This window comes from Pseudomonas sp. YQ_6 (assembly GCF_043103245.1).
Classification (GTDB): domain Bacteria; phylum Pseudomonadota; class Gammaproteobacteria; order Pseudomonadales; family Pseudomonadaceae; genus Aquipseudomonas; species Aquipseudomonas alloputida.
The window spans coordinates 1-23056 of record NZ_JBICJR010000025.1 but is presented as its reverse complement, the minus strand read 5'-3'; the positions used below and the strand labels follow the sequence as shown (position 1 = coordinate 23056).

General features: G+C 63.9%; 20 protein-coding genes. 6 read left to right on the top strand and 14 right to left on the bottom strand.

Going from position 1 to position 23056, the window contains the following annotated elements; all coding sequences use genetic code 11:
- The coding region (locus ACF8FG_RS06220) for a citrate:proton symporter (protein WP_392518637.1) at positions 1-672 on the top strand (672 nt) is incomplete at its 5' end.
- A 63-nt stretch (positions 673-735) separates the two neighbouring features.
- Complete coding sequence (locus ACF8FG_RS06215) at positions 736-1989, top strand: OprD family porin (protein WP_014591837.1); 1254 nt, start codon at positions 736-738, stop codon at positions 1987-1989.
- 52 nt (positions 1990-2041) lie between these two features.
- Here the strand turns inward: ACF8FG_RS06215 and ACF8FG_RS06210 are convergent, their stop codons facing one another.
- Positions 2042-2290, bottom strand: coding sequence for a CsbD family protein (locus ACF8FG_RS06210; protein WP_014591836.1), 249 nt, complete (start codon positions 2288-2290; stop codon positions 2042-2044).
- A gap of 146 nt (positions 2291-2436) precedes the next feature.
- Positions 2437-2892, bottom strand: a complete 456-nt coding sequence (gene soxR, locus ACF8FG_RS06205; RefSeq protein WP_003247276.1) for a redox-sensitive transcriptional activator SoxR — start codon at positions 2890-2892, stop codon at positions 2437-2439.
- Positions 2893-2976: 84 nt separating this feature from the next.
- On the opposite strand from soxR, the gene ACF8FG_RS06200 reads away from it, so the two are divergent.
- Together ACF8FG_RS06200 and ACF8FG_RS06195 are read left to right on the top strand one after the other, a co-directional pair.
- Positions 2977-4074 (top strand): efflux RND transporter periplasmic adaptor subunit, encoded by a 1098-nt coding sequence (locus ACF8FG_RS06200; protein WP_014591834.1) that lies wholly within the window; start codon positions 2977-2979, stop codon positions 4072-4074.
- The gene (locus ACF8FG_RS06195) at positions 4071-7154 is read left to right on the top strand and encodes a MexW/MexI family multidrug efflux RND transporter permease subunit (protein ID WP_076403473.1); all 3084 of its coding nucleotides are present in this window, start codon (positions 4071-4073) and stop codon (positions 7152-7154) included. The genes ACF8FG_RS06200 and ACF8FG_RS06195 overlap by 4 nt, the downstream gene beginning before the upstream one ends.
- A gap of 53 nt (positions 7155-7207) precedes the next feature.
- Here the strand turns inward: ACF8FG_RS06195 and ACF8FG_RS06190 are convergent, their stop codons facing one another.
- The 8 genes from ACF8FG_RS06190 to ACF8FG_RS06155 form a co-directional block, all read right to left on the bottom strand.
- Positions 7208-7945, bottom strand: a complete 738-nt coding sequence (locus ACF8FG_RS06190; RefSeq protein WP_014591832.1) for a GntR family transcriptional regulator — start codon at positions 7943-7945, stop codon at positions 7208-7210.
- Positions 7946-8038: 93 nt separating this feature from the next.
- Positions 8039-9553 (bottom strand): DHA2 family efflux MFS transporter permease subunit, encoded by a 1515-nt coding sequence (locus ACF8FG_RS06185; protein WP_014591831.1) that lies wholly within the window; start codon positions 9551-9553, stop codon positions 8039-8041.
- Positions 9543-10688 (bottom strand): HlyD family secretion protein, encoded by a 1146-nt coding sequence (locus tag ACF8FG_RS06180; RefSeq protein WP_135199018.1) that lies wholly within the window; start codon positions 10686-10688, stop codon positions 9543-9545. Before ACF8FG_RS06180 ends, ACF8FG_RS06185 begins: the two co-directional genes overlap by 11 nt.
- Positions 10689-10894: 206 nt before the next feature.
- Positions 10895-12313, bottom strand: coding sequence for an efflux transporter outer membrane subunit (locus ACF8FG_RS06175; protein ID WP_080590198.1), 1419 nt, complete (start codon positions 12311-12313; stop codon positions 10895-10897).
- Between the two features lie 103 nt (positions 12314-12416).
- Positions 12417-13127 carry a helix-turn-helix transcriptional regulator gene (locus tag ACF8FG_RS06170; protein ID WP_019436891.1) on the bottom strand — a complete coding sequence of 237 codons (711 nt, stop codon included), beginning with the start codon at positions 13125-13127 and terminating at the stop codon, positions 12417-12419.
- Positions 13128-13296: 169 nt separating this feature from the next.
- Complete coding sequence (locus ACF8FG_RS06165; protein WP_019436890.1) at positions 13297-13683, bottom strand: cupin domain-containing protein; 387 nt, start codon at positions 13681-13683, stop codon at positions 13297-13299.
- Between the two features lie 108 nt (positions 13684-13791).
- A complete protein-coding gene (locus tag ACF8FG_RS06160; protein WP_019436889.1) occupies positions 13792-14616 on the bottom strand; it encodes an AraC family transcriptional regulator in 825 nt (274 codons plus the stop codon).
- A gap of 19 nt (positions 14617-14635) precedes the next feature.
- A complete protein-coding gene (locus tag ACF8FG_RS06155; RefSeq protein WP_019436888.1) occupies positions 14636-15079 on the bottom strand; it encodes an acetyltransferase in 444 nt (147 codons plus the stop codon).
- A gap of 269 nt (positions 15080-15348) precedes the next feature.
- On the opposite strand from ACF8FG_RS06155, the gene ACF8FG_RS06150 reads away from it, so the two are divergent.
- Positions 15349-16272, top strand: coding sequence for a LysR family transcriptional regulator (locus ACF8FG_RS06150; RefSeq protein ID WP_162911984.1), 924 nt, complete (start codon positions 15349-15351; stop codon positions 16270-16272).
- A 189-nt stretch (positions 16273-16461) separates the two neighbouring features.
- Here the strand turns inward: ACF8FG_RS06150 and ACF8FG_RS06145 are convergent, their stop codons facing one another.
- The 4 genes from ACF8FG_RS06145 to lysA all read right to left on the bottom strand — a co-directional run bounded on the left by ACF8FG_RS06145 (position 16462) and on the right by lysA (position 21960).
- Positions 16462-18948, bottom strand: a complete 2487-nt coding sequence (locus ACF8FG_RS06145; RefSeq protein WP_019436886.1) for a TonB-dependent receptor — start codon at positions 18946-18948, stop codon at positions 16462-16464.
- Positions 18949-19058: 110 nt separating this feature from the next.
- Positions 19059-19994, bottom strand: coding sequence for a FecR domain-containing protein (locus ACF8FG_RS06140; RefSeq protein WP_019436885.1), 936 nt, complete (start codon positions 19992-19994; stop codon positions 19059-19061).
- A 5-nt stretch (positions 19995-19999) separates the two neighbouring features.
- On the bottom strand, positions 20000-20500 hold the full coding sequence (locus ACF8FG_RS06135) for a sigma-70 family RNA polymerase sigma factor (RefSeq protein WP_012053194.1): 501 nt from the start codon (positions 20498-20500) through the stop codon (positions 20000-20002).
- 227 nt (positions 20501-20727) lie between these two features.
- Positions 20728-21960 (bottom strand): diaminopimelate decarboxylase, encoded by a 1233-nt coding sequence (gene lysA, locus ACF8FG_RS06130; RefSeq protein ID WP_014591823.1) that lies wholly within the window; start codon positions 21958-21960, stop codon positions 20728-20730.
- Between the two features lie 123 nt (positions 21961-22083).
- Here lysA and ACF8FG_RS06125 point away from each other — a divergent pair, with 123 nt between their 5' ends.
- On the top strand, positions 22084-22989 hold the full coding sequence (locus ACF8FG_RS06125; protein ID WP_014591822.1) for a LysR family transcriptional regulator: 906 nt from the start codon (positions 22084-22086) through the stop codon (positions 22987-22989).
- Positions 22990-23056: the final 67 nt, after the last annotated feature.

The following is a 23056-nucleotide window of genomic DNA, read 5'->3' as shown; positions in this document are numbered from 1 at the left end:
GGTGGCGGCAACTGCTACATCAAGGAAATCCTCGGCGACAACCCGCACAAGCGCCCGCGCCTTGCCTATGTGAACCTGGTGCTGGTGATCGCCGTGATGACCGCGCTGGTGCTGGGGCTGATGCACGCGGCCATCCTGTTCATGATCGGTTTCGTCGCCGCACTGATGATCAACTACCCGCAGCTGGACCTGCAGAAAGAGCGCATCCTCGCCCATTCGGGCAACGCCATGACGGTGGTGCTGCTGGTGTTCGCCGCGGGCATCTTTGCCGGTATTTTTTCGGGTACCAAGATGGTCGATGCATTGGCCCAGACGCTGGTGGACTGGATTCCGGAAGCGTGGAGCCACTGGTTCCCGCTGGTAGTGGCGCTGACCAGCATGCCGCTGACCTTCGTGCTGTCCAACGACGCGTACTACTTTGGCGTTGTGCCGATCCTGGCCAATGCCGCGGCCGCGTACGGCATCGACCCGGTGGAAATCGCCCGCGCCTCGGTGCTGGGGCAGCCTGTGCACCTGATGAGCCCGCTGGTGGCTTCCACCTTGTTGCTGGTGGGCATGGTCGACAGGGATATCGGTGATTTCCAGAAAGCCACCTTCAAGTGGGCCGTGCTCACTTCTCTGGTGATCACTGCGCTGGCACTGCTGACGGGCGCCTTGTCCTTCATGGTTTGAAGCACTCAGGGCGCCGCTCGGCGCCCCTCTGACTCACCCAAGAACAACAACAGAGTAACCATCATGTCCCGATTTCTTTTCCGTGGGGCCACTTGTGGCCTGCTGTGCGGCTGGCTGCCTGTGGCCGGTGCCGCCGGTTTCATCGAAGACAGCAAGCTCAAGCTGCAGTTGCGCAACGTGTATTTCAACGAGAATTTCCGTGACGAGCAGGGTATGAGCGCCCGCGCCGCCGCCACTGCCAAAAGCGAACGGGTGGAATGGGCTCAAGGCTTTCTGCTCGATTACCAGTCCGGCTTCACCCAAGGCACCCTCGGCCTGGGGCTCGACGCCTTGGGCCTGGTCGGCTTCAAGCTCGACTCCGGCCGTGGGCGCAGCGGCACCGGGCTGCTGCCAGTGCATGACGATGGCCGCGCGGCCGACGAATTCGCCAGCGCCGGTATCACGGCCAAGGCCCGTCTGGGCAGCACCGTGGTCAAGCATGGCACCTTGCTGCCCAAGACGCCGGTATTGGTGTACAACGATGCGCGGCTGCTGCCGCAGACTTACCAGGGAACCCAGCTGACCAGCACCGACATCGACAACCTCACCCTTACTGCCGGCCACCTGGATCGCTTCAAACAGCGCGACTCATCCGATAGCACCGGGTTGTACCTGGACGGGTATGGCGGCCCAGCGTCTGGTGATTTCAGCTTCGCTGGTGCTGACTATGCCGTCAGCAAGCAACTGCGCCTGAGTTATTTTCATGGCGAGCTCGAGCATTTCTACCGCCAGGACTTCGCCGGGCTGGTGCACGATCTGCCGCTGGGCGGCGGCGTGCTGACCACCGACCTGCGTTACTTCAAAAGCCGCGACAGCGGTACGGCGTATGGCGGTGGCATCGACAACGACATGTTCAGCAGCCAACTGTCGTACGCCCACTCCGGGCATACCGTCGGCGCAGGTTACCAGGTGCTCGATGGTGAAGCGGGGCTGCCGTATATCAGTGGGGCAACGGTCTATTCGTTCAGCAACGTCGGCATCGGCAAGTTCATCGAAGAGGAAGAGAAGACCTGGATGGCCAGCTACGCCTACAACTTCGCTGCCGCCGGGGTACCGGGGCTGACCTTCATGACGCGCTACCTGAGTGGCGACAATGGCCGCTCAGGTGGCGAGGGCATCAAAGAATGGGAGCGTGACGCCGAGATTGCCTACGTGGTGCAGGGCGGACCGCTGAAAGGGCTGGGCGTAAAGCTGCGAAACTATGTGTATCGATCAGATTTCGCCCGCGGCCGAGACAGCAATCGCCTTTACCTGACCTACGATATCGCCATCTGGTGATGGCGCAGGCCGGACAAGATATCCGGCCCTGAACCACCTGAGGCGCCGTGGTTCAGCGGCGCAGCAGGCGAGAGACCACCAGAGTGACGGCGGCGGTGATGGCCAGTGCGGCGAAGGGCTTTTCCTTGACGAACGAGGACACCCTGTCCAGGGTGTCGCCGTAGGTCTTGGTCACCTGGCCTGCGGCCTGACGCGCATCGCCTTCGGCTTCCAGCGCCGGGTCTTCGACCAGGCGACCTACGGCGCTTTGCGCCTTGCCAGCCAGGTCCTCTGCTACACCTTCGATCTGTTCGCGTTTCATGATGGCTTAGTTCCTTCCTGTGAGCGGCTTTGGGTTAACAGCACAGGGTTAGGGCGGTGAATCGCCGCAATGGTTCAAAGCGACTGCTTGTCACCCGCAGGTCATGCGCGCTGGCATAGAGTCGCACCTGGCATGAGCGCGCGAGGTTAGCGCGCCTTCTTTTCGAGGATCCGCGCCCCGGTCCCTTCCTTGCCCAGCACATCCTCGGGGTTGCGCAGCGGGCAGTCCTCCAGCGACAGGCAACCGCAGCCAATGCAGTTGTCGAGGCTGTCGCGCAGTGCTTCCAGTGTGCGAATGCGGGCATTCAGGTCTTCGCGCCAGGCCGTGGACATCTCGCTCCATTGTGCTGCTGTGAGCTTGCTGTTGGGGGCATAACGGCTGAAGGCCTGTTTGATTTCCTCAAGCGGAATTCCCGTGCGCTGGGCTACCTTGATGATCGCCAGGGTACGCAGCACCAGCGAGGGATAGCGGCGCTGGTTGCCTGCCGTGCGGACGCTGGCGATCAGCCCCTTGGTTTCGTAGAAGTGCAGCGCAGACACCGCCACGCCGCTGCGCTTGGCCACTTCACCCACTGTGAGCATCCGTGTGTTGTCCGCTGCCATGCCTGTTGACCTCAAGTTAAGTTGAGCTCTTATAGTCCTGCCCGATCTTCCCTGCAACCGCTTTCCCTGTGATCGGAGCTGAGCATGAACAATCGGACGTTACTGGCCTGGGCCGGCGCTGTTGCCGGTGCGCTGGCCGCTGCCTATGCGCTGGTGGGAAGCGGCTCGGCGCCGCCCGCTGCGGCGGTGTGGCCGGCGACCAAGGTGGCGCTGGCCACGGCCGAGCAGGTGCAACTGGCGCGGCAGCGCTTTGCTTCGGGGGAGTTGGAGGCGGTCAACCAGGTGCAGGTGGCGGCCGAGATGGCAGGGCGTATTACCCGCATCGCCTTCGAGTCGGGGCAGACGGTAGCGGCCGGGCAGTTGCTGGTGCAGCTCAACGATGCACCCGAGCAGGCCCTGCGCGTGCAGTTGCAGGCCAGGTTGCGTAACGCTGACGTGGTGCTGCAGCGCAGCCGCAAACTGCGCGCGATGAATGCCGTGTCGCAAGAGCTGCTGGACAACGCAGCCACGGCCGTGGACGTGGCCCGTGGTGAGCTGCAGCATGTCGAGGCGCTGATCGCGCAGAAGGCCATTCGCGCACCGTTTGCCGGCAAGCTCGGCATCCGCCGTGTGCATCAGGGCCAGTACCTGGGCGCTGGCGAGACCATCGTCAGCCTGGCCGACATCAGCCAGTTGCATGTGAACTTTGCCTTGGGCGAGCAGGCCGCCCCCGAAGTGCACGCCGGGCAGGCGCTGGCACTGACGGTGGACGCGGTGCGTGGGCAAGACTTCCAGGCGCGGGTGGTGGCGGTCGACCCGGTTGTCAGCAAAGCACGCCTTGTACAGGTACAGGCGGCCTTGCCGAACCCGCAAGGGCAGTTGCAGCCGGGTATGTATGCCGGCGTGCGGCTGGATGCTGCGCAGCCGTCGACCGTGCTGGCCGTGCCGGAAACCGCGATTACCTACACCGCCTACGGGCAGACGGTGTTTGTCGCTACCCAGGACCCGCAGCATGGCACCCGGGTGAGCCGGGTGCAGGTAACCACCGGTGAGCGCTGGCAGGGGCGGGTGGAAATCACCTCCGGCCTGACGCCCGGTGACCGTGTGGTGGTTTCCGGCCAGCTGAAACTGAGTGATGGCATGCCGGTCGAGCCAGTGGCGCAGGACAGCCTGCAGGCTAGCCAGGGAGGGCGGCAGTCGTGAGGTTTACCGACGTCTTCGTGCGCCGCCCGGTGCTGGCGCTGGTGGTCAGCAGCCTGATCATCCTGATGGGGCTGTTTGCCATGGGCAAGTTGCCGATCCGCCAGTACCCGTTGCTGGAAAGCTCGACCATTACCATCAGCACCGAGTACCCCGGTGCCTCCGCCGAGTTGATGCAGGGTTTCGTGACGCAGCCGATCACCCAGGCGGTGTCGTCGGTCGAGGGCATCGACTACCTGTCCTCGTCGTCGCAGCAGGGGCGCAGCCTGATCACCTTGCGCATGGTGCTCAACCGCGATTCGACCCAGGCGCTGGCCGAGACCATGGCCAAGGTCAACCAGGTGCGCTATCGCCTGCCGGAAAAAGCCTACGACCCGGTGGTGGAACTGTCGGCAGGCGACTCCACTGCCGTGGCCTATGTGGGGTTTGCCAGCGACAGCCTGTCGATACCGGAACTGAGCGATTACCTGTCGCGGGTGGTGGAACCGCAGTTCTCCGGTATCGACGGCGTGGCCAAGGTGCAGTCGTTCGGCGGGCAGCGCCTGGCCATGCGCCTGTGGCTGGACAGTGAGCAGATGGCCGGGCGCGGAGTGACGGCGGCGGACGTGGCGCAGGCGGTACGTGCCAACAACTACCAGGCAACGCCGGGCCAGGTGCGTGGGCAGTACGTGCTGGCCGATATCCAGGTGGACACCGACCTGAGCCGGGTCGAAGACTTCCGCGAGCTGATCATCCGCAACGATGGCACCGACCTGGTGCGCCTGCGCGATATCGGCACCGTCGAGCTGAGTGCGGCGGCCACGCAGACCAGCGCCACCATGGACGGCAAACCTGCCGTGCACCTGGGGCTGTTCCCTACGCCCAGCGGCAACCCTCTGGTGATCGTCGAGGGTATTCGCCAACTGCTGCCACAGATCCAGCAGACCTTGCCGCCTGGTGTGAAAGTGGCGCTGGCCTATGAAACCGCACGCTTCATCGATGCGTCGATCCATGAAGTGCTGCGCACCTTGGTGGAGGCGATGCTTATCGTGGTGTTGGTGATCTGGCTGTGCCTGGGTTCGCTGCGCAGCGTGCTGATCGCGGTGGTGGCCATTCCGCTGTCGATGCTGGGGGCTGCGGGCCTGATGTTGATGTTTGGTTTCAGCCTCAACCTGCTGACCTTGCTGGCGATGGTGCTGGCCATCGGCCTGGTGGTGGACGATGCCATTGTGGTGGTGGAAAACGTGCACCGGCATATCGAGGAGGGCAAGTCGCCGGTCGCGGCAGCATTGGCCGGGGCGCGGGAAATTGCCGGGCCGGTGATCGCCATGACCCTGACCTTGGCGGCGGTGTATGCGCCCATTGGCTTGATGGGCGGGCTGACCGGCACGCTGTTCCGTGAGTTTGCCTTGACCCTGGCGGGGGCGGTGATCGTGTCCGGCATTGTGGCGCTGACCTTGTCGCCGGTGATGAGCTCGCTGTTGCTGCAGCCCGGTCAGCAGCATGGCGCAATGGCCGCCATCGCCGATCGGTTGTTTGGTGTGCTGAGCGGGGCCTATGGACGGGTGCTGGCCTACACGCTGGCACACCGCTGGATCAGTGGCGGCGTGGCGTTGCTGGTGTGCCTGAGCCTGCCCTGGCTGTACCTGCTGCCACAACGCGAGCTGGCGCCGCCCGAGGACCAGGCGGCGGTGCTGACCGCCATCAAGTCGCCGCAGCATGCCAGCCTCGAATACGCAGAACGCTTCGCGCTGAAGCTCGACCAGGTGATGAAGTCCATCGCCGAAACCACCGACACCTGGATCATCAACGGCACCGACGGCCCGGCCGCCAGTTTCGGGGGTATCAACCTCAGCGCCTGGCAGGCGCGCGAGCGGTCCGCCGCACAGGTGCAGGCGCAGTTGCAGCAGGCCGTTGCGGATATCGAGGGCAGCAGCATCTTCGCCTTCCAGGTCGCGTCGCTGCCGGGCTCCAGCGGTGGCCTGCCGGTGCAGATGGTGCTGCGCAGCGCCCAGGATTACCCCGAGCTGTACCAGACCATGGAAGTGCTCAAGCAGCGCGCCCGCGACAGCGGCCTGTTCGCCGTGGTGGACAGTGACCTCGACTACAACAACCCCGTGGTCAAGGTACGCGTGGAGCGGGCCAAGGCGGCGAGCCTGGGCATCAGCATGCGGGCCATTGGTGAGTCGCTGGGGGTGCTGGTGGGCGAGCAGTATCTCAACCGCTTCGCCCTGTTCGGGCGCTCTTATGACGTGATCCCGCAGAGTATCCAGGACCAACGTCTGACGCCTGCGGCGCTGAGCCGCCAGTATGTGCGCGCCGAAGATGGCAGCCTGGTGCCGTTGGCCACGTTGGTGCACCTGGATATCGAAGTGGCACCCAACCGCCTGTTGCAGTTCGATCAGCAGAACGCCAGTACCCTGCAGGCAATCCCGGCGCCAGGTGTATCGATGGGCAACGCCGTGGCATTTCTTGAACAGCTCACCGCCGAACTGCCACCGGGTTTCAGCCACGACTGGCAATCGGAATCGCGCCAGTATGTGCAGGAGGGCTTTGCCTTGATGTGGGCATTTCTCGCCGCCCTGGTAGTGATCTACCTGGTGCTGGCGGCGCAGTATGAAAGCCTGGTCGACCCGCTGATCATTCTGGTGACCGTGCCGCTGTCGATCTGCGGTGCGCTGCTGCCGCTGGCGCTGGGCTGGGCCACGCTGAACATCTACACGCAGATTGGCCTGGTAACGCTGATCGGCCTGATCAGCAAGCATGGCATCCTGATGGTGGCGTTCGCCAACGAGATTCAGGTGCGCGACAACCTCGATCGTGCCGCCGCCATTGTTCGCGCGGCGCAAATACGCTTGCGGCCAGTGCTGATGACCACGGCGGCGATGACTTTTGGCGTGCTGCCACTGCTGTTCGCCAGCGGCGCCGGCGCCAACAGCCGTTTTGGGTTGGGGGTGGTGATTGTGTGCGGGATGCTGGTGGGGACCTTGTTCACCTTGTTCGTGCTACCGACGATCTACGCCTGGCTGGCACGCGATCACCGGGTGAGCACGGCGCGGGCGAGGCAGTTGGTCGAAGCTGAAAGGCAACTGGGGGCGCTTTAGGGGCAACGGTCTGTTCATTAGCTGAAAGTTGGACCATCCCTGTACGAGCGGGTTCAGGCGGGGGAGCGGTCGCGGCGCATCTGGGTGACCAAGGTAAAGCGGTCATCCGGGTGCACGGTCTCGGAAACCGCCATCAAATCACCATTTTCCTCGCGGTAGTGGCGGATGATCTTCAGCCCCGGCGAGCCCGCCTCGGCCTTCAGCGCCCGGGCCATTTCCGCAGTCAGCAACACCGCACGCACCTGCTGGTCGACCACTGCGATTGCCCGGCCGTAGTGCTGTTCGATCAAGCCGGCAATCAGCTGGTCAGGGTGCTCGCGGGCCAGCTCGATGACCGCGATGTAGTCGCGCTGTGCATACACGTCTACCCAGCACAGCGGCGCGCCATCGTGCTGCCGGTCGACGCGGATGCTCGACACGCAGAAGTAATGCTCCCCCGGCACCAGCCCCAGCCTCGCCGCCTCGCTCAGGTCGGCGACAAAGTGGCGCACGCCCTGGATTTCCCGCTGCTGGGTGTCTGCCAGGTGCGCCAGGTCAGCCACACTGGGCAACGACTGCGAATAGCCGCCGCGCGGGCTGCTGGCCTCCACCCGGGTGCCCACGCGTTTGCGGCGCGACACCAGCCCTTGGGTGAGCAGCTGGTTGATAGCGGCACGCACCGTGTGCCGGCTCACATTGTAAAGGTCGCACAGCTCGAACTCGGTCGGCAGCAGGCTGCCCACCGGGTAGCGGCCGCTGGCAATCGCTTGCATCAAGTCCTTTGCCACGGTGGAGTAGCGCGTCGGGTTCATACCTTTGCTCGGGCTCGCCAATTTCATCGGTTGACAGTGTAACAGCGGCCGAATGCCGAGCGCTCCGGCCGCCCACAGAGGTCGATACCGCCGTCAATGCTGCTGCCTGGCTCGCAGCAGCAACGCTGCCAGGGCACACCCGACCAATGCCAGGCACGCCAGGTAGAACGCATCACTGTAGGCCATCAGGTAAGCCTCTCGCCGAATGGTCGCCGCCAACGCTTCCAGCATTTGCTGCTGATGCGGCAGCCAGCTTTGCACCGTCTGGTTGATACGCGCCTGCACGCTTGGCTCGAACAGCGTCACCTGCTCGTGAATGCGCTCACTGTGAAAGCGTTCACGGGTCGCCACCAGTTGCGTCAACCCGGCCGTGCCGATGGCGCCACCCAGGTTGCGCAACATCGAGAACACCGCCGAGGCTGAGCCGGCCTCACGCTTGTCCAGCCCGGCCACCGCCAGCACCGATAACGCAACCATGATGAAAGGCTGGCCAATACCACGTACCACCGTGGACGGGATGATCACGTTGTCGGCACTGTCGGCGCTCAGGCTAGCCCCCAGCCAGCAGCCCAGCGCCATGATCAAAAAGCCGCTGGCGACCATGAACTTGGCACTGGTCCAGCCCATCAGCCGGGGCATCAACGGCGCCAGCAGCAACTGCACCACGCCATAGGCGATCAGCGCCACGCCCACGTCGTGCGCGCTGAACCCCTGCAACTGCGAGAGGTAGTTGGGCACCAGGAACACCAGGCCGAACGTGGCAGCGCCAAAGATGAACATCGCCACGCTGGCGACACCGAAGTTGTAGTGCCCGAGCAAGCGCAGGTTGATGAACGCGCGCTGGCCGAACAGCTGGGTCACCACGAACACCACCAACGCAATGGCAGCGACCACGCTCATGCCGACAATGAGCGGCGAGCCGAACCAGTCCAGCCGACCGCCTTCTTCCAGCACGATCTGCAAGCCGCCCAGGCCGATCACCATGGCGGCGATACCCAGCCAGTCACCTTTGCGTAGCAGCTCAAGCTTCATGGGCTTGGCCTCGATCGACCAGGCGATGGCCAACAGCAGCGCAATGCCGGGGAAAAGTTGCAGATAGAAGATCCAGCGCCACGAATAGGCATCGGTCAGCCAGCCGCCAATCGACGGCCCGGCGGCCTGTGCCACGCTGTTGGCCAGGCTGAACAGCGCCATGCCCATGGCCATCTTGCTGGCCGGCAGTTCGGTGATGATCAGCTGGAACGACAGGGGAATCAGCACCGCGCCCGCAGCCCCCTGGATCACCCGGATTACAATCATCGCCTCCAGGTTGGGCGCCCATGAGCAGGCCACCGAGGCGATCAGAAAGATGAGCGAGCCGGTCCACATGACCCGGCGCAGCGAGAACACGTCCACCAACCAGGCCGTCAGCGGAATCATCACGATTTCCGCCACCAGGTAGGCGGTGGAAATCCATGAGCCTTCCTCGAAGCTGGCACCCAGCGAGCCGCGGATTTCCGGCAGCGCGGCGCTGGTGACATGCACGTTCATGCCCGCCATGAAGCAGCCGAACAGGCCGCCAAGCACCGCTACCCAGGCACGCAGCGAGACCGTTTGCTCAGTGCGCATCGGCAACCTCTGCGGGGCGCGTGTCGACTGTACTGACCACCGACATGCCGGGCAGTACCTGCGGGCCATCCAGCGGTTTGTCGAGCAGAATGCGCACCGGGAAACGCTGGACGATCTTGGTGAAGTTGCCGGTGGCGTTGTCCGACGGCAGCAAGGCGAAGACATTGCCCGAGGCTGGCGAAAAACTGGCCACATGGCCATGCAGTGGCTGGCTGGCGAAGCTGTCGACACGTATTTCTACCGGTTGCCCGGGGCGCATGCGGGCCAGTTGGGTTTCCTTGTAGTTGGCCACCACATAGGCTTGCTGCAGGGGCACCACACCCAGCAGCGGCTGGCCCGGCACCACGTACTGGCCGGTGCGCACGCGGCGCTGGCCGACCACGCCGGTGATCGGCGCGCGGATCACGGTGTCCTGCTCGTCCTGCTCGGCGAGCTGTTGGTGGGCCTGGGCGCGTGCCAGGGCCGCAGCCCGTTGTTGCTGTTTGGCCTCGGCCTGGGCTGACTGGGCCTTGGCCATGGCCAGTTGTGAGCGTTGCTGGCGCAGCGCGGCCTGGGCACCTTGCAGCGCGGCTTGTGCCTGGCTGGCATGGGCACTGGCGGTTTCCAGGCGCTGCACGGTCGCTGCGTCGTCATGCACCAGGCCACGGTAGCGTTGGACATCCAGTTCACTGCGACGCTGTTCGGCAGTGGCGCTGCGCACGACGGCCTCGGCCTGCAGGATGGCTTGCTGTTGCTGGTCGATGCGCTCGGTCGCTACCTGTTGGCTGGCCTGGGCGGCGGCCAGTGCCGCCTGTGCCTCGGTCACGCCAGCCCGGGCCTGGTCGAGGCGGGCGCGGTAGTCGCGGTTTTGCAGGCGCACCAGCACATCGCCGGCTTTCACCGGCTGGTCGTCAGCCACCTCGACCTCGGCTACGTAGCCCGCCACGCGTGGGCTCAGGGCCACCCAGTCGGCGCGGACGTAGGCATCGTCGGTGGTTTCCAGATAGCGGCCGGTGCTGAACCAGTAGCTGGTGAAGGCCAGCAGGGTGATTGCGGCCAGGCTGCCGCTGGCGATGATTGCCAGGCGGCGACGGGTTTTAGCGCTCGGCCGCTGTTCAGTTTCGGCGGGTGAGGGTTTGTCTACGGCAACATTCATGGTTGGTTTCCATTCTCGAATTGGGCCTGCTGGCTGTCGGTTGTGGGAGCCACTGTCTTGCTCGATTTCTAAAAGCTGGCGCGATCCGTGTGGGAGCGGGCTTGCCCGCGAACACGGGCGAAGCCCGTGCCATCCACCGCGGTGTATTCTTCGCGGGTAAACCCGCTCCTACAGTGGGCGGTGCTCGCTGCTGGTCTTGCTTCTCGCTACCACCGCCCGCCCAGCGCGCGGAACAGGTTTACCTGCGCTTGCGCCAGGCGCCCTTGGGCTTCTGTGTGGCTGGCCCGCAGGCTGATCATTTCGCGCTCGCTGTCGAGCAGGGCCAGCCCGTCCACGGTGCCGGCGCGGTAGTTACCCTGGGCCAGGGCAAAGCTGTGCTGGCTGTGCGCCAGGGCTGCGTCCAGCGCCTGCAACCGTTGTCGCTCGCCGTCGTAGCGGGCCAGTGCCTGGCGCACGTCTTTCAGCGCGCTCAGCGCCACGCCGTGGTAACGGGCGACCTGTGCCCGCTGCAATGCCTCGGCCTTGCTCACCCGTGCGCGGTTGGCTTTCAGGTTGGGAAACTCCCAGCGGATCAGCGGGCCAATGCCGAACATCACCGCGCGGCTGTCGCCGAGGTTGGCAAGGTGATGGTCCGAAGACGTCAACGAAGCGCCGAAGCTGACCTTTGGGTAAAGGTCGGCCCGCACGATGTCGGTCTCCAGGGTGGCCGCTTGCAGTTCCCGTTCGGCCTGGCGCACATCTGGCCGGCGTTCGAGCAAATGCCAGCCATCGCCAGCCGGCAGCGGCGTCGACAGCGTGGGGATGGCTACGCAGGTCGTGGGCTCGTCCACCGAGGCCTGGCCACTGAGCATGCTCAGTTCGTAAAGCGCCATCTGCCGCCGGGCTGAGAGCATCGGCAGTTGCGCACGCTCCTGTTCCCGCAAGCCCAGCAGGCGCTCGCTGTCGAGGGCAGTGGCCACACCGGCCTGGCGCTGGCGCTGGCTGAGTTGCACGCTGTGGTCGAGGGTTTGCAAGGCCTGCTTCGCTGCCTCCAGGCGCGCCGCGTAGGTGCACTGGTCGATGTAGGCGCGGGTGGTCTGGGCGACCACCTGCAGGCGTACCAGGTCTAGCGCCGCAGCGCTGGCTTCGGCTTGCACCCTGGCACGTTGGATGGCGGCGCGTACCTGGCCCCAGATGTCCACCTGATAGGCCAGCTCGATGCCCGGGTTGAATTGCCATTGCGACGGCGCATTGCTGTCGGTCGCCTCGGCCAGCGTCTGGTCATCGGCGCTTCTGCCATAGGTAGCGGCAACGCCTATGTCGGTAGACGGCCAGCGCCTGGCGTCGAACTCGCCGATGCCAGCCAGCATGGCCTGCACGTTGGCCTCGGCCTGTGCCAGGCCTTGGTTGTGCGCCAGGGCTTGCTGTACCCAGCGATTGAGTTGGGGGTCTTGATACAGTGCCCACCAGCGTTCGGGTAGGGGCTGTTTGCTGACGCCGGCCGGCATGTTCGCCAGCGGGTCTGCCTGCAGCGCTAGAGGGGGTTCGGCAGGAGTGGATTGGTGGCCGCACGCCGCGAGTGCAGCGAGCATGCCGAGGGCTGTGGCAAGCCGGGCAGGGCCGGGAAATGAGTGCAGTAAGGGCATCACGATTGTCGCTCAAGGGTCGTGACACGAGGTTAACGAGGGTTGCATGGGCGTCGCTGTCGCAAGCGGGACAACCCTGCGCGCAAGCGGGACAACCTGAGGCTCAGTACTCGCGCGCGGTACCGTTTTGCCAATCACTCGGCGCATAGCCGAGGATGCGCTTGAACATGGCAGTAAATGCGCTGGCGCTCTGGTAGCCGTGCTCCAGCGCAACGTTCAGGATCGGCTTGCCATCGGCCAGGCACTGCTGGCTGAGCATCACCCGGGCACGGGCGCGCCATTGGCCATACGACATGCCCACCTCGCGCTGGAACAGCCTGGCCACACTGCGGGCACTCATGTTCAGTTGAGCGCCGCATTGCTCCAAGGTCAGGTCCTGGGCCGGGTCCTGCAGGAAGCGCTCGCACCAGGCACGCAGGCGTGCGTGCTGCGGCGTCGGGACGAAGGCATCGATGCGCCGGGCGGCGGCGAGTTCGTACAGGATCAGCGCCCGAGCATGCGCGCCGTCGCGCAGGTTCAGCACCCGTGACGCCGCCAGGATCAGTTCGCGCAGCAGGCCAGACACGACGATCACCTGGCAGCGTTCGATGTGGGCGTCGAGCAGCAAGGTACGCATGCAGACCACGCCTTCCATGCGGATGGCATGGCTGACCCCGGCGGGCATCCACAAGGCATGCCCGCCGGGGATCACCCAGCTACCGCCCTCGCTGTTGACCCGCATCACGCCGCTGGCGGCGTAGATCAGCTGGTCTTCGGCGTGGCAGTGGCTGGCCACTTCATCGCCGTGTCCGTAGTCCCTTTCCAGTGCTTGCATGCAGGCCACCCTCGTTATTGGATCCAATTATATCGAGGCGAACCTGTGCCGGGTTGCGAAGTGTGGGCTGCGAGCGAATTGCCACGGTTACAGATGGCTGTAAGACGATCTTTTAGGGTTAATTATTGCTGTGAAGCTAGAGACTACAGCTTGAAAGTGGTGAATGTTGTTAAATCCAGACATCGCTCTCTGCTGTGCGATCGCCCCCTTCATGACCGGTATTCAGAATGCCCCGCGGTTCGATCATCATCAGTTTCGCTTCGCCTTGCGCAGCGGTCCGGTGCTCGACGCCGCGTGGCACAACATAGAGTTCCCCGGGGTTCACATGCACGCAGCCATCCGGCAGGTCGATACGCAGGGTGCCTTCCAGCACCAGGAATGCTTCGTCGGTCTCCGGGTGCGCGTGCCAGATGAATTCGCCTTCGATGCGCACGACCTTGAACTGGTAATCGTTCATCTCGGCAACGACCCTGGGGCTCCATTGCTGTTCGATAAGCGCTGCCTTGTAGACCAGGTTCACTGGCAGGGAGGGATGTGGGTGACGGGATTCAGGCATGACAGTTCCTCGGAAAGTGGAGTGGTCAGCCTATCGCTCCGGGCGAGTCCGGTTCTTGTACGATCCTGCAAGCCTGTTCTCACGGGGGGCGCGGGCGCCTGCGGTAACTCAGCGTGACGCTCGCAAACGCTCCAGCCAGCGTAAGGGCGGTACGCCGTAGCAGCGGGTGAAGTGCCGGGTCATGTGGCTCTGGTCATGAAAGCCTGCGGCAAGGGCAGCGTCGACCAAGGTGAAGCCATCCAGGATCATTCGGCGAAAGCAGTCGAGGCGGCGCAGGGTGACAAAGCGATAGGGGCTGGTGCCGTACAGCGTGCGAAAGTCCCGCGACAGGCTCCAGCGTTCGCGGCCGCTGGCCTGTTCAAGCATGTCCAGTGTTATGCCCACATGCAGGTGTTCCATGATGAAGGCCCGAGCGCGTTCGGCTGCCTGGTAATCCAGGCGCTTGCGCCCGCGCGGCTTGCCGCCGACTGCCCGCAAGGCGATCGCCAGGTCATACAGGGCGTCCTGTTCTTCCAATGGCTCCAGCGCGTGGTCCACTGCCTGCACGAACGCTTCGCTGGCGTGGTACAGGCGAGGGTCGCTGGACAGCCCGCCAGCGATGAAGGGCAAAGGCTGACCACCCAGCACGTTCTGGATCAGTGCCGGGTCGACGTAGGCCATGCGGTAGCGAAAGCCTGCGTCGGTGCCGGCCATGCCGTCATGCAGTTCGTCCGGGTGCAACACCAGCGTGTTGCCCGGTAGGCCGTTGCGCAGCGAACCCTTGTAGTGGAAGCTTTGCACGCCAGCCAGCGTGCGGCCGATCGAATAGGTATCGTGGCGATGCGGGTCGTAGCCGTGGCTACCGAACCAGGCTTCGATACGCTCGATACCACCCGGTTGGGCACTACGGATGACCCAGTCGGATGGCGGTAGGGGCTTCGCTTTGCGGGCCATCGCGGTGAGTGCCTCGTGCTCAAGCCCGGGTGGGCAGGTTCATGTGCAGCAAAGGGAACGGGCGACCTTCGCCATCCAGCGGTGAACGGCCAGTCTGGACGAAGCCATAGTGCTGATAGAACGCTGTTGCCTGTGGGTTCTGCTCGTTGACATCGACACTCATCGCACTGCGTGACTGGCGGCCGAAATCCAGCAGTGCACGGCCAATGCCCTGGCGGTGGTGCGCTGGATCGACGAAGAGCATTTCCACATGGTTTTCATTGAAGCCGATAAAGCCCAGTGGCTGGTCATCGGTGTCTTCCGCAACCCACAGGTCGACGGCCGGGAAGTACACGTCGCGCAGCTGTGGCAATAGTGCATCGATGTCGGAGGGTTGCAGGAAGTGGTGCGTCGCGCGAACAGCGCGCAGCCAGATGTCGAGCAGCTGCGGGTAGTCTGCAGCGATGCCTTGGCGAATGATCATGGTGTCATCCTGAGTGTATTGATGGCGAATGGGCGCGCCAGTGAGCGGCGGCCATGCAAGTGTCGGCATCATGAATGACCGCTTCGCGAGTCAACGCCTGGGCGGTGCACGGCAGGGGAGGCCGGAAGGGAAGAGAGCGGAAGATTACCCCGGTCGCGCAGTAGGGGGCAATGGCGATTGCATAAAGTGCAGTGCAGGTTTCGACTCGGCTAGGATGCATGTCGATGCTGGAATTGAACCCGAACAACAAGCACGGCCCGGGAGCACCCATGAACCGCAACGAACTGCGCAAAGCCGATATCAACCTGATGGTGGTGTTCGAAGCGCTGATGCAGGAACGCAACCTCACCCGTGCCGCGGAGAAGCTGTTCGTCGCCCAGCCCACGGTCAGCGCCGCGCTGGCCAGGTTGCGCGCGATGTTCAACGACCCGCTGCTGGTTCGAGTGGGCAACCGCATGGAGCCCTCGGCCAGGGCCGAAGAGGTGATCAAGTACCTCACGCCAGCCTTGGATGCGATGTCTGTCGCCCTCAGCATGACCCATGATTTCGACCCGCTGACCAGCAAGATGACCTTCCGCATCGGCTTGTCCGATGATGTCGAGTCGGGCCTGCTGCCGCCGCTGTTGCGGGCGCTGCGGGTGGAGGCGCCAAACGTGGTGGTGGTCGTGCAGCATGTGGACTATTGGCGCATTCCGGACCTGCTGGCGGCGGGCGACGTGACGGTGGGTATCAGCCAGACCAAGGGCCTGCCCGCCAATGCCAAACGCAAGGTTCTACGCACCCTGCAAGCCAGGGTGGTGCGGGCCGACAAGTCCAGCACGCCGCTTTCACTGGATGAGTTTTGCCAACGTCCGCATGTCCAGGTTTCGCCAACCGCCAACACCCAGGGTGTGGTCGATGACTGGTTGAAAGACATCGGCCGTGAACGCAAGGTGGTGTTGTCGGTGCCGCAGTTCAGTTCGCTGCCGGCGATTCTGGCCGGTACCGACCTGCTGGCATGCTGCCCGGACTATGCCGCACAGGGTATGGAACGCTGGGGCAACCTGCAGGCCGAGACGCTGCCGTTCGAGACTGCTGCACTGGAGCTTGCCATGGTCTGGTTGAGCACCACCGACAGCGACCCGGCCGAGCGTTGGCTGCGAAGTCGCCTGGAGCACTACATGGGCGGACTACGGGAAGCGGTCATGGAATGATGGCTGTACATACTGCGTATTTCTGGGATGCAGGTAGGGCTGGTTGCGAACGTTTTCGGCCATGACTTCGCGCTTGACGATCTGCTCGGCCACCATCTGCGGGTAGAGCTTTTCGATTTGCAGGAACGACTGTGCGACCAGCAGCTTGACAGGGCCGCAAAGCGGCCCGATCGCACCCAGGGAAGTACTTCAGAACGCCCCTTGCAACGTCACCATGAAATTGCGCGGTTCACCATAGAAGTTGCCCCACGCCGGCGCGCCGATGGTGGCGTAGTACTTCTTGTCGAACAGGTTGTTGCCGTTGAGCGCGACAGTCCAGTTCGGGTCTAGGCGGTACTGCACACGGCCGTTCCACACGGTGTAGCCCGCCTGCTCGACACGGGTAGTGCCGGTGGTACGGAAGTTCTCGCTCTGGCTGTTCAGGCCTGCGCCGAGGGTCCAGCGCTCCAGAGCACCGCCCAGCTGGTAGTCACCCCATACCTTGAGCATGTGCCGTGGGATGAAGCTGGAGGTGAAGGTCAGTTCGGTCGGGTCAGTGTCTTCGATGGTACTCAGGTACTTCGTCTGGGTGTAGGTGTAGCCCGCCAACAGCTGCAACCGCTCGATCGGCGAGCCGCTGATCTCGGCTTCGAACCCCTGTGCGCGGACCTTGCCGCTGTCGTTGTAGCAATACCCGTCGCCTGAGGGGCAGGTATCGACGTAGTCCGTTTCTGCACGGTGATTCTCGACAGTGCGGAACAGGTTGAAGGAGGTGTTCAACGCGCCGTCGAGCAGCTCGCCCTTGATGCCGACTTCATAGTTGGCGCCGGTCTTTGGCTGTAACGCCTGCCGCTCGGCATTCACCTTGTCGCTCTGTGGCTGGAAGATGTCGGCGTAGCTGGCATAGGCGGTCCACTGCTCGTTCAGATCGTACAGCACGGCGGCAAACGGCGTGACCTGACCGTTTTCCTGGCTGCGATTATGCACCCAGTAATCGTAGAACTGGGTATAGGAGTCGCTCTTGTTACGGTACCAGCTGACCCGCGCGCCCAGCACCAAGGTCAGTGGCTCTGCCAGTTTCAGGCGCAGGTTGGCGTAAGTGCCGTACTGGGTGGTAGTGGTATCGGTTGGCACACTGCCACCGCGGCTCGGGTTGACCAGGTAATCGGCCTTGGACGGGTGTGTGAAGTTCGAGGATGGGTTGAACGGGTCCTGCTTGCCGTCCAGCAGCATCAGCGCGAAGTAATCATGGGTTTTCTGTCGGCTGGCGTTGACCCCCATGATCAGCTCGTGCTGCAGGCCGAACGCCTCGAACTTGCCATCGACATAGCTATCGAAGCCGTAGTCGTCCTGGTCGTAGTCGAAACGGCCGGCCCGGACGTTCATGCTGGCGGTGCTGGCACCGACTGGTACCGTGCCTTCGGAATAAGCGTATTCGATGTCCTGGGTGTTGTGGGTGTAGATCGAGGCGAAGTTCAGGGTCCAGTCATCGTTGAAGCGGTGCTTGAGGTCGGCAAAGCCGGTAATACGCTGGCTTTGCATGTCGTTCCAGCTGGCCCCCAGGCAGGTGGAGCGCGACAGCTTCAGGTCACTGCCATCGGCGTAGCGTGGCAGGCCGGCGTAGCACGGGGTGGCATCGACATCCTCGTAAGCCAGGCCAAAGCCCACGGTGGTGTCGGCCGTGACGTCCCAGTCGATGGCGCCGTACAGTATCTGGTCCTGGCGCTTGGCCGTGTCATAGAAGTACTGGCGGTCCTGCAGCGTCGCCACGGCGCGCCCCCGCACGGTGCCCGACGCGTTCAGCGGGCCGCCCACGTCCACTTGCCCGCGGTAGTTGTCCCAGCTGCCGGCTGACAGGGTGACGGTGGTGGCGGCTTTTTCCTGCCCCCGTTTGCGCACGAAGTTGACGCCCCCGGCGGAGGAGCCAGAGCCTTTCATCATGCCGGCCGCACCTTTAAGCACCTCGACGCGGTCATAGAACGCCATGTCGCTGGAAAAGCTGTTGGCCTGCACGTAGTTGCCGCCCACGTCCAAGGGCACGCCGTCGTACTGGTACTGGCCATCCAGGTTGAAACCACGGGAATAGAAATACTTGCCGCCCATGGGCGAGTCATACACGGTGATGCCCGGGGTCTTGTCCAGTACCTGCTCCAGTGTGTTGAGGTTCTGGTCGTCGAGCATCTTGCGGGTCATCACGGTGACCGACTGCGGGGTTTCTTTCAGCGTGTGTACGCCCTTGCCGATGGTGATGGCACGGGCGGCGTAGGACTGGGTGCCTTCGCTGGTCGCATCCAGGCGGTTGGCGTCGATGTTCATCGGCGCCAGTTCCATGGCCGAACCGTTTTGCGCAGGGACCAGCACATAGCCGCCATTGCCCTGACGTTGCGCCTGCAGGCCACTGTTGCCCAGCAGCCGCGCCAGACCTTCCTCGACACTGAAGCTGCCTTCCAGGCCCGCGCTGTCGAGGTTGCGCGTCTGTGCGGTGTCGAACGAAATGGTCACACCCGCCTGTACGCCAAACTGGGTGATGGCGTTGCCCAGTGAGCCAGCGGGGACATGGTAGGTGGCCTGGCTTTGGGCCATTGCCTGGGCAGGCATCAGCAGCAGGCCGGGCGCGCTGGCCAGGGACATGCCGAACAGCACCAGGCGGACGGCCTGGCTGAGCTTGGTTGCTGGGGTAGGGTGCAGGTGTGGCATTTCGTGGTCCTTCCGAGTCATGGCAGAAAGTCGCTGTCGTCGCGGCTTGTGTCAGGGACGGACGAGAATCGAAATCAGCAAGATTGCGGCGAAAATTTTTCCGCAGTTGCTCAGGCGGGCTCCACACTCACCCAGTAGCGGCTTAAGTAGCGCACTTTCACGGGCAAGGTTTTCGGCAGGTTGGCCAGGGCGATATCGGTGTCGTCAATTCGGAACGCACCGGAAATGCTCATGGCCTGGATCGACGAGGCACAGCGCAGCACACCTGGACGATAGCGCCCCAGTTCTTCGAGGAAATCGCCAAGGCGCCAGTCGTTCACGCTGAGCATGCCTTGCAACCAGGCCGTGGAATCGGCGGGGAGTGCATGGGCGTCGAGGACGACATCCTGATCAAAACTCACTTGCTGGCCAGCGTGCAGTTGCAGCACTCGATCAGGGTGGCGCAGGGGGCGAACTTCGACGCTGGCCTCAAGCACACCCACGCGGGTCTGCTGCGCCAGTTTGCGGATGCTGAACGCGGTACTGCGGGCCAGTACGCTGCCGTCATCGGTGTGCACGATGAACGGGCGCTGCTGACGATCGCTGACCGGACGCACCAGAATTTCCCCCTGATACAGCTGAATCGCCCTCACCTTTGTGGCGTAGCGCACATCCAGCGCGGTATCCACGTTCAGCTCCAGCTGTGAACCATCTTCCAGGTGCAGGGCGCGGCGCTCGCCGCTGCGGGTACTGTGCTGGGCCAGCAAGGCACGATGGGGCACCTGCTCGGCCGCCAGCCAGCTGCCGCCCCCCATGGCCATCAGCAGGCCCAGCACTTTCAGCACGTCACGCCGCTGCGCCTGGGCCGCGCCAAGGCCGGACAGCGCCGCCTGCGGCGGCACCATGGCCCATTGCTGCTGCAGCTTTTCTACCCGCGCCCAGGCGGCTGCGTGCAGGGGGCTGGCCTGTAGCCACTGTCGCCAGGCCTGGGTGCGGGCCTCGCTATTGGCGCCGTCGTTGAGCTGAACATACCAGGTGGCAGCGGCTTCGAGTGTCTTGAGATCCATGGGCGTCAGCCTTCGACTGCCAGCAGGCAGCGAGTCATGGCCTTGATCAGGTGATTCTTCACGGTGGTGATCGACACGCCGAAGCGCTCGGCCGCAGCGCCGTAGGTCAGGCCTTCGAGTTGAACGGCAAGGAAGATGGCGCGGGTCTTGGCGCCGAGTTCGTCGAGCAGGCTGTCCACGGCCACCAGCATTTCTATGATGGACAAGCGCACCTCCGGCGACACCTCTACCGGTTCCGGACGCAGGGCCAGAGCCTGCAGGTAAGCTTTTTCGATGATGCGACGGCGAGCTTTGTCTATCAGAAGGGCGCGGGCGATAGCGCTGAGGTAGCTGCGCGGCTCACGGATCGGCAACGGGTTACGCGCGGTCATTACCCGCAAGAACGTGTCGTGCGCCAGGTCGGAAGCGTCGGCGGCGTTGCCCAGGCGGGCGCGCAGCCAGCCCTTCAGCCAGCTGTTGTTTTCGCTGTACAGCTGGTGCAGGGCCTGGGGATCGAGCGTTGCCATGGCGTCAAGACCGCGATATTAATGGGAATTGATCGCATTGTCGCGAGAGGCGGGGCTTATTGCAAGGACCGCGAGCACACACCCTGTGGGAGCGGCCTTGCGTCGCGATTGGGCCGCAAAGCGGCCCGGGTTTCGGCATCACGGCTACATTTGTGGGGCTGCTGTGCAGCCCTATCGCGACTCAAGGCCGCTCCCACAAAGAGTCGTGCAGGCTTGCAGGGCAGTGGTTAGAACCCGGCCTCCAGGCTCAGCAGGTCCTGCACCGTCTGGCGCCGGCGGATCATCCGCAGGGCACCGTTCTCGATCAGGAACTCCGGCAGCAGCGGCCGGCTGTTGTAGTTCGACGACATCGACGCGCCATAGGCCCCGGCATCGTGGATCACCAGCAGGTCGCCCACCTGTGCCTGGGGCAGGTCCTGCGGGGTCAGTGCCTGGTCATCCTGAGTGAACACGTCACCCGATTCACACAACGGCCCGGCCACCACGGTCGGCTGGCGCGGGCGATCTACTGCCTGGCCATCGGCATCGAGCAGGGTCATGCCGTGGTAGGCGCCGTACATCGCCGGGCGCATCAGGTCGTTGAAGCCGGCGTCGATCATGACGAAGGTATTGCGCCCCACCTGTTTCACGGCACGGACTTCGGCCACCAGATAGCCCGACTCCGCCACCAGGAAGCGCCCGGGTTCGATCTCCATGCGCACCGGGTGGCCGAGCATCGCTTCGATCTCCTTGCGCGCCACCGCCCAGGTCTGCGCATAACGCTGCAGGTCGACCGGTTTGTCGGTGCTGCGGTAAGGGGTGGAAAGCCCGCCGCCGATGGAGAACGCCTCGATGTCCACGCCCAGACGGCCGATCAGCTCGATCATCGAGCGGGCCACCTGTTCCAGGTGCTGGTAGTCCACCCCGGAACCAATGTGCATGTGCACGCCCACCAGGTGCAGGCCATGGGCCTTGATGCACGCCAGCGCCTCGTCCAGCTCTTCGTGCCAGATGCCATGCTTGCTGTTTTCGCCGCCGGTATTGGTCTTGCGGCTGTGGCCATGGCCGAAGCCTGGGTTGATGCGGATCCACACGCGGTGGCCGGGCGAGCGTTCACCCAGTTGGCGCAGCATGTCAATGGAGCCGGCATTGACTTCGATCTTTGACGCCACCACGCGTTCCAGGGTGGGGCGGTCCAGCGCGTCGCAGGTCAAAACCACGCCGGCAGGGTCACCGTCAACACTCGCGCCGGCGGCGAAGGCCCGTTCCATCTCTCCCAGCGACACTGCGTCCAGCACCAGGCCATGGGCGCGCATCAGGCGCAGCACATGCAAGTTCGGGTTGGCTTTCTGGGCGAAACGTACGGTGTCGAACACGTTCAACTGCTTGACACGATCGGCGATGGTGCGGGTGTCGTATGCCCATAGTGGCGAGCCGTGCTGGCGAACCGCCTCGGCCAGGAGGGTGAAGGGTGCGGTCATGGTGGCGTTACTCGTATAAGGAAGGCCACGAGGATGAGCCAAAGGGTGGATTCAGAAAAATAGCTATTCTTCTGTCTGCCATTCATATCTGATATACCCATTGTCGAATCTCAGGGTATTGCCGTGAAATTGTCCGTCCGCCACATCGAAGTGTTCCGCGCCATCATGGCCGCTGGCAGTGTCACGGGTGCGGCGCGCCTGCTGTTCACCTCGCAGCCCACCGTCAGCCGCGAACTGGCGCGGCTGGAGCAGGTAACTGGCCTGAACCTGTTCGAGCGCGAGGGCGGGCGCCTGGTGGCGACGGCCCAGGCGCTGCTGTTGATCGAAGAGGTCGAACGCGCCTACGTCGGGCTGGAGCGGATCGATCGCTTTGCCCAGGCCATCCGCAACTTTGAGCAGGGCCGGCTGGCCATCACCTGCCTGCCGCTGTTCTCGCAAACCTTGTTGCCCAAGGCTTGCCAGCGCTTTCACCAGCAGCACAGTGGCGTGAGCGTGAGCATTCTTGCGCAGGAGTCGCCGTTGCTGGAGGAGTCACTGGTTGCCCAGCAGCATGACCTTGGCCTGACTGAAGTCGAACAGATACCGCGCGGCGCGTATGGTGAATTGCTGTTCAGTGCCAACATGGTGTGCGTGTTGCCCGAGCATCACCCGCTGCAGGTGAAGGCTGAGCTGGAGCTGAGTGATTTCCATGAGGTCGACTTCATCAACCTGGCCAGCCTGGATACCTACCGCCAGCGTCTGGATCAGCACTTTCGTGCGGCCGGGGTTAACCGCCGCACGGTCATCGAGACCACCAGTGCCGCTTCAGTGTGCGCCATGGTCAGGCAAGGCCTGGGGGTGGCGATCATCAACCCACTGAGCGGGCTGGAGGCGGCGCAAGGCGGGCTACCGATCCGCAGGTTACGGGTATCGGTGCCCTATCAGGTGATGCTCATACGCCCGGACCATCGGCCGGCATCGGCAGCGGTGGAGCCGTTTTGCGAGGCGTTGCGGGTGCAGGCCAAAGAGATGCAGCAGGCGCTGGACTGATCATCGTGGAAGCAACTGTCTTGCTCAATTTCTAAAAGCTGGCGCCATCCGTGTGGGAGCGGCCTTG

Bases quoted from the DNA above. Each gene is read 5' to 3' on its own strand.
- soxR (WP_003247276.1), bottom strand. From the start codon at position 2,892: ATGGCAGCGGACAACACACGGATGCTCACAGTGGGTGAAGTGGCCAAG.
- ACF8FG_RS06145 (WP_019436886.1), bottom strand. From the start codon at position 18,948: ATGCCACACCTGCACCCTACCCCAGCAACCAAGCTCAGCCAGGCCGTC.
- ACF8FG_RS06150 (WP_162911984.1), top strand. From the start codon at position 15,349: ATGAACCGCAACGAACTGCGCAAAGCCGATATCAACCTGATGGTGGTG.
- ACF8FG_RS06180 (WP_135199018.1), bottom strand. From the start codon at position 10,688: ATGAATGTTGCCGTAGACAAACCCTCACCCGCCGAAACTGAACAGCGG.
- ACF8FG_RS06135 (WP_012053194.1), bottom strand. From the start codon at position 20,500: ATGGCAACGCTCGATCCCCAGGCCCTGCACCAGCTGTACAGCGAAAAC.
- ACF8FG_RS06200 (WP_014591834.1), top strand. From the start codon at position 2,977: ATGAACAATCGGACGTTACTGGCCTGGGCCGGCGCTGTTGCCGGTGCG.
- lysA (WP_014591823.1), bottom strand. From the start codon at position 21,960: ATGACCGCACCCTTCACCCTCCTGGCCGAGGCGGTTCGCCAGCACGGC.
- ACF8FG_RS06210 (WP_014591836.1), bottom strand. From the start codon at position 2,290: ATGAAACGCGAACAGATCGAAGGTGTAGCAGAGGACCTGGCTGGCAAG.
- ACF8FG_RS06185 (WP_014591831.1), bottom strand. From the start codon at position 9,553: ATGCGCACTGAGCAAACGGTCTCGCTGCGTGCCTGGGTAGCGGTGCTT.
- ACF8FG_RS06165 (WP_019436890.1), bottom strand. From the start codon at position 13,683: ATGCCTGAATCCCGTCACCCACATCCCTCCCTGCCAGTGAACCTGGTC.
- ACF8FG_RS06170 (WP_019436891.1), bottom strand. From the start codon at position 13,127: ATGCAAGCACTGGAAAGGGACTACGGACACGGCGATGAAGTGGCCAGC.
- ACF8FG_RS06190 (WP_014591832.1), bottom strand. From the start codon at position 7,945: ATGAACCCGACGCGCTACTCCACCGTGGCAAAGGACTTGATGCAAGCG.
- ACF8FG_RS06140 (WP_019436885.1), bottom strand. From the start codon at position 19,994: ATGGATCTCAAGACACTCGAAGCCGCTGCCACCTGGTATGTTCAGCTC.
- ACF8FG_RS06215 (WP_014591837.1), top strand. From the start codon at position 736: ATGTCCCGATTTCTTTTCCGTGGGGCCACTTGTGGCCTGCTGTGCGGC.
- ACF8FG_RS06155 (WP_019436888.1), bottom strand. From the start codon at position 15,079: ATGATCATTCGCCAAGGCATCGCTGCAGACTACCCGCAGCTGCTCGAC.
- ACF8FG_RS06175 (WP_080590198.1), bottom strand. From the start codon at position 12,313: ATGCCCTTACTGCACTCATTTCCCGGCCCTGCCCGGCTTGCCACAGCC.
- ACF8FG_RS06160 (WP_019436889.1), bottom strand. From the start codon at position 14,616: ATGGCCCGCAAAGCGAAGCCCCTACCGCCATCCGACTGGGTCATCCGT.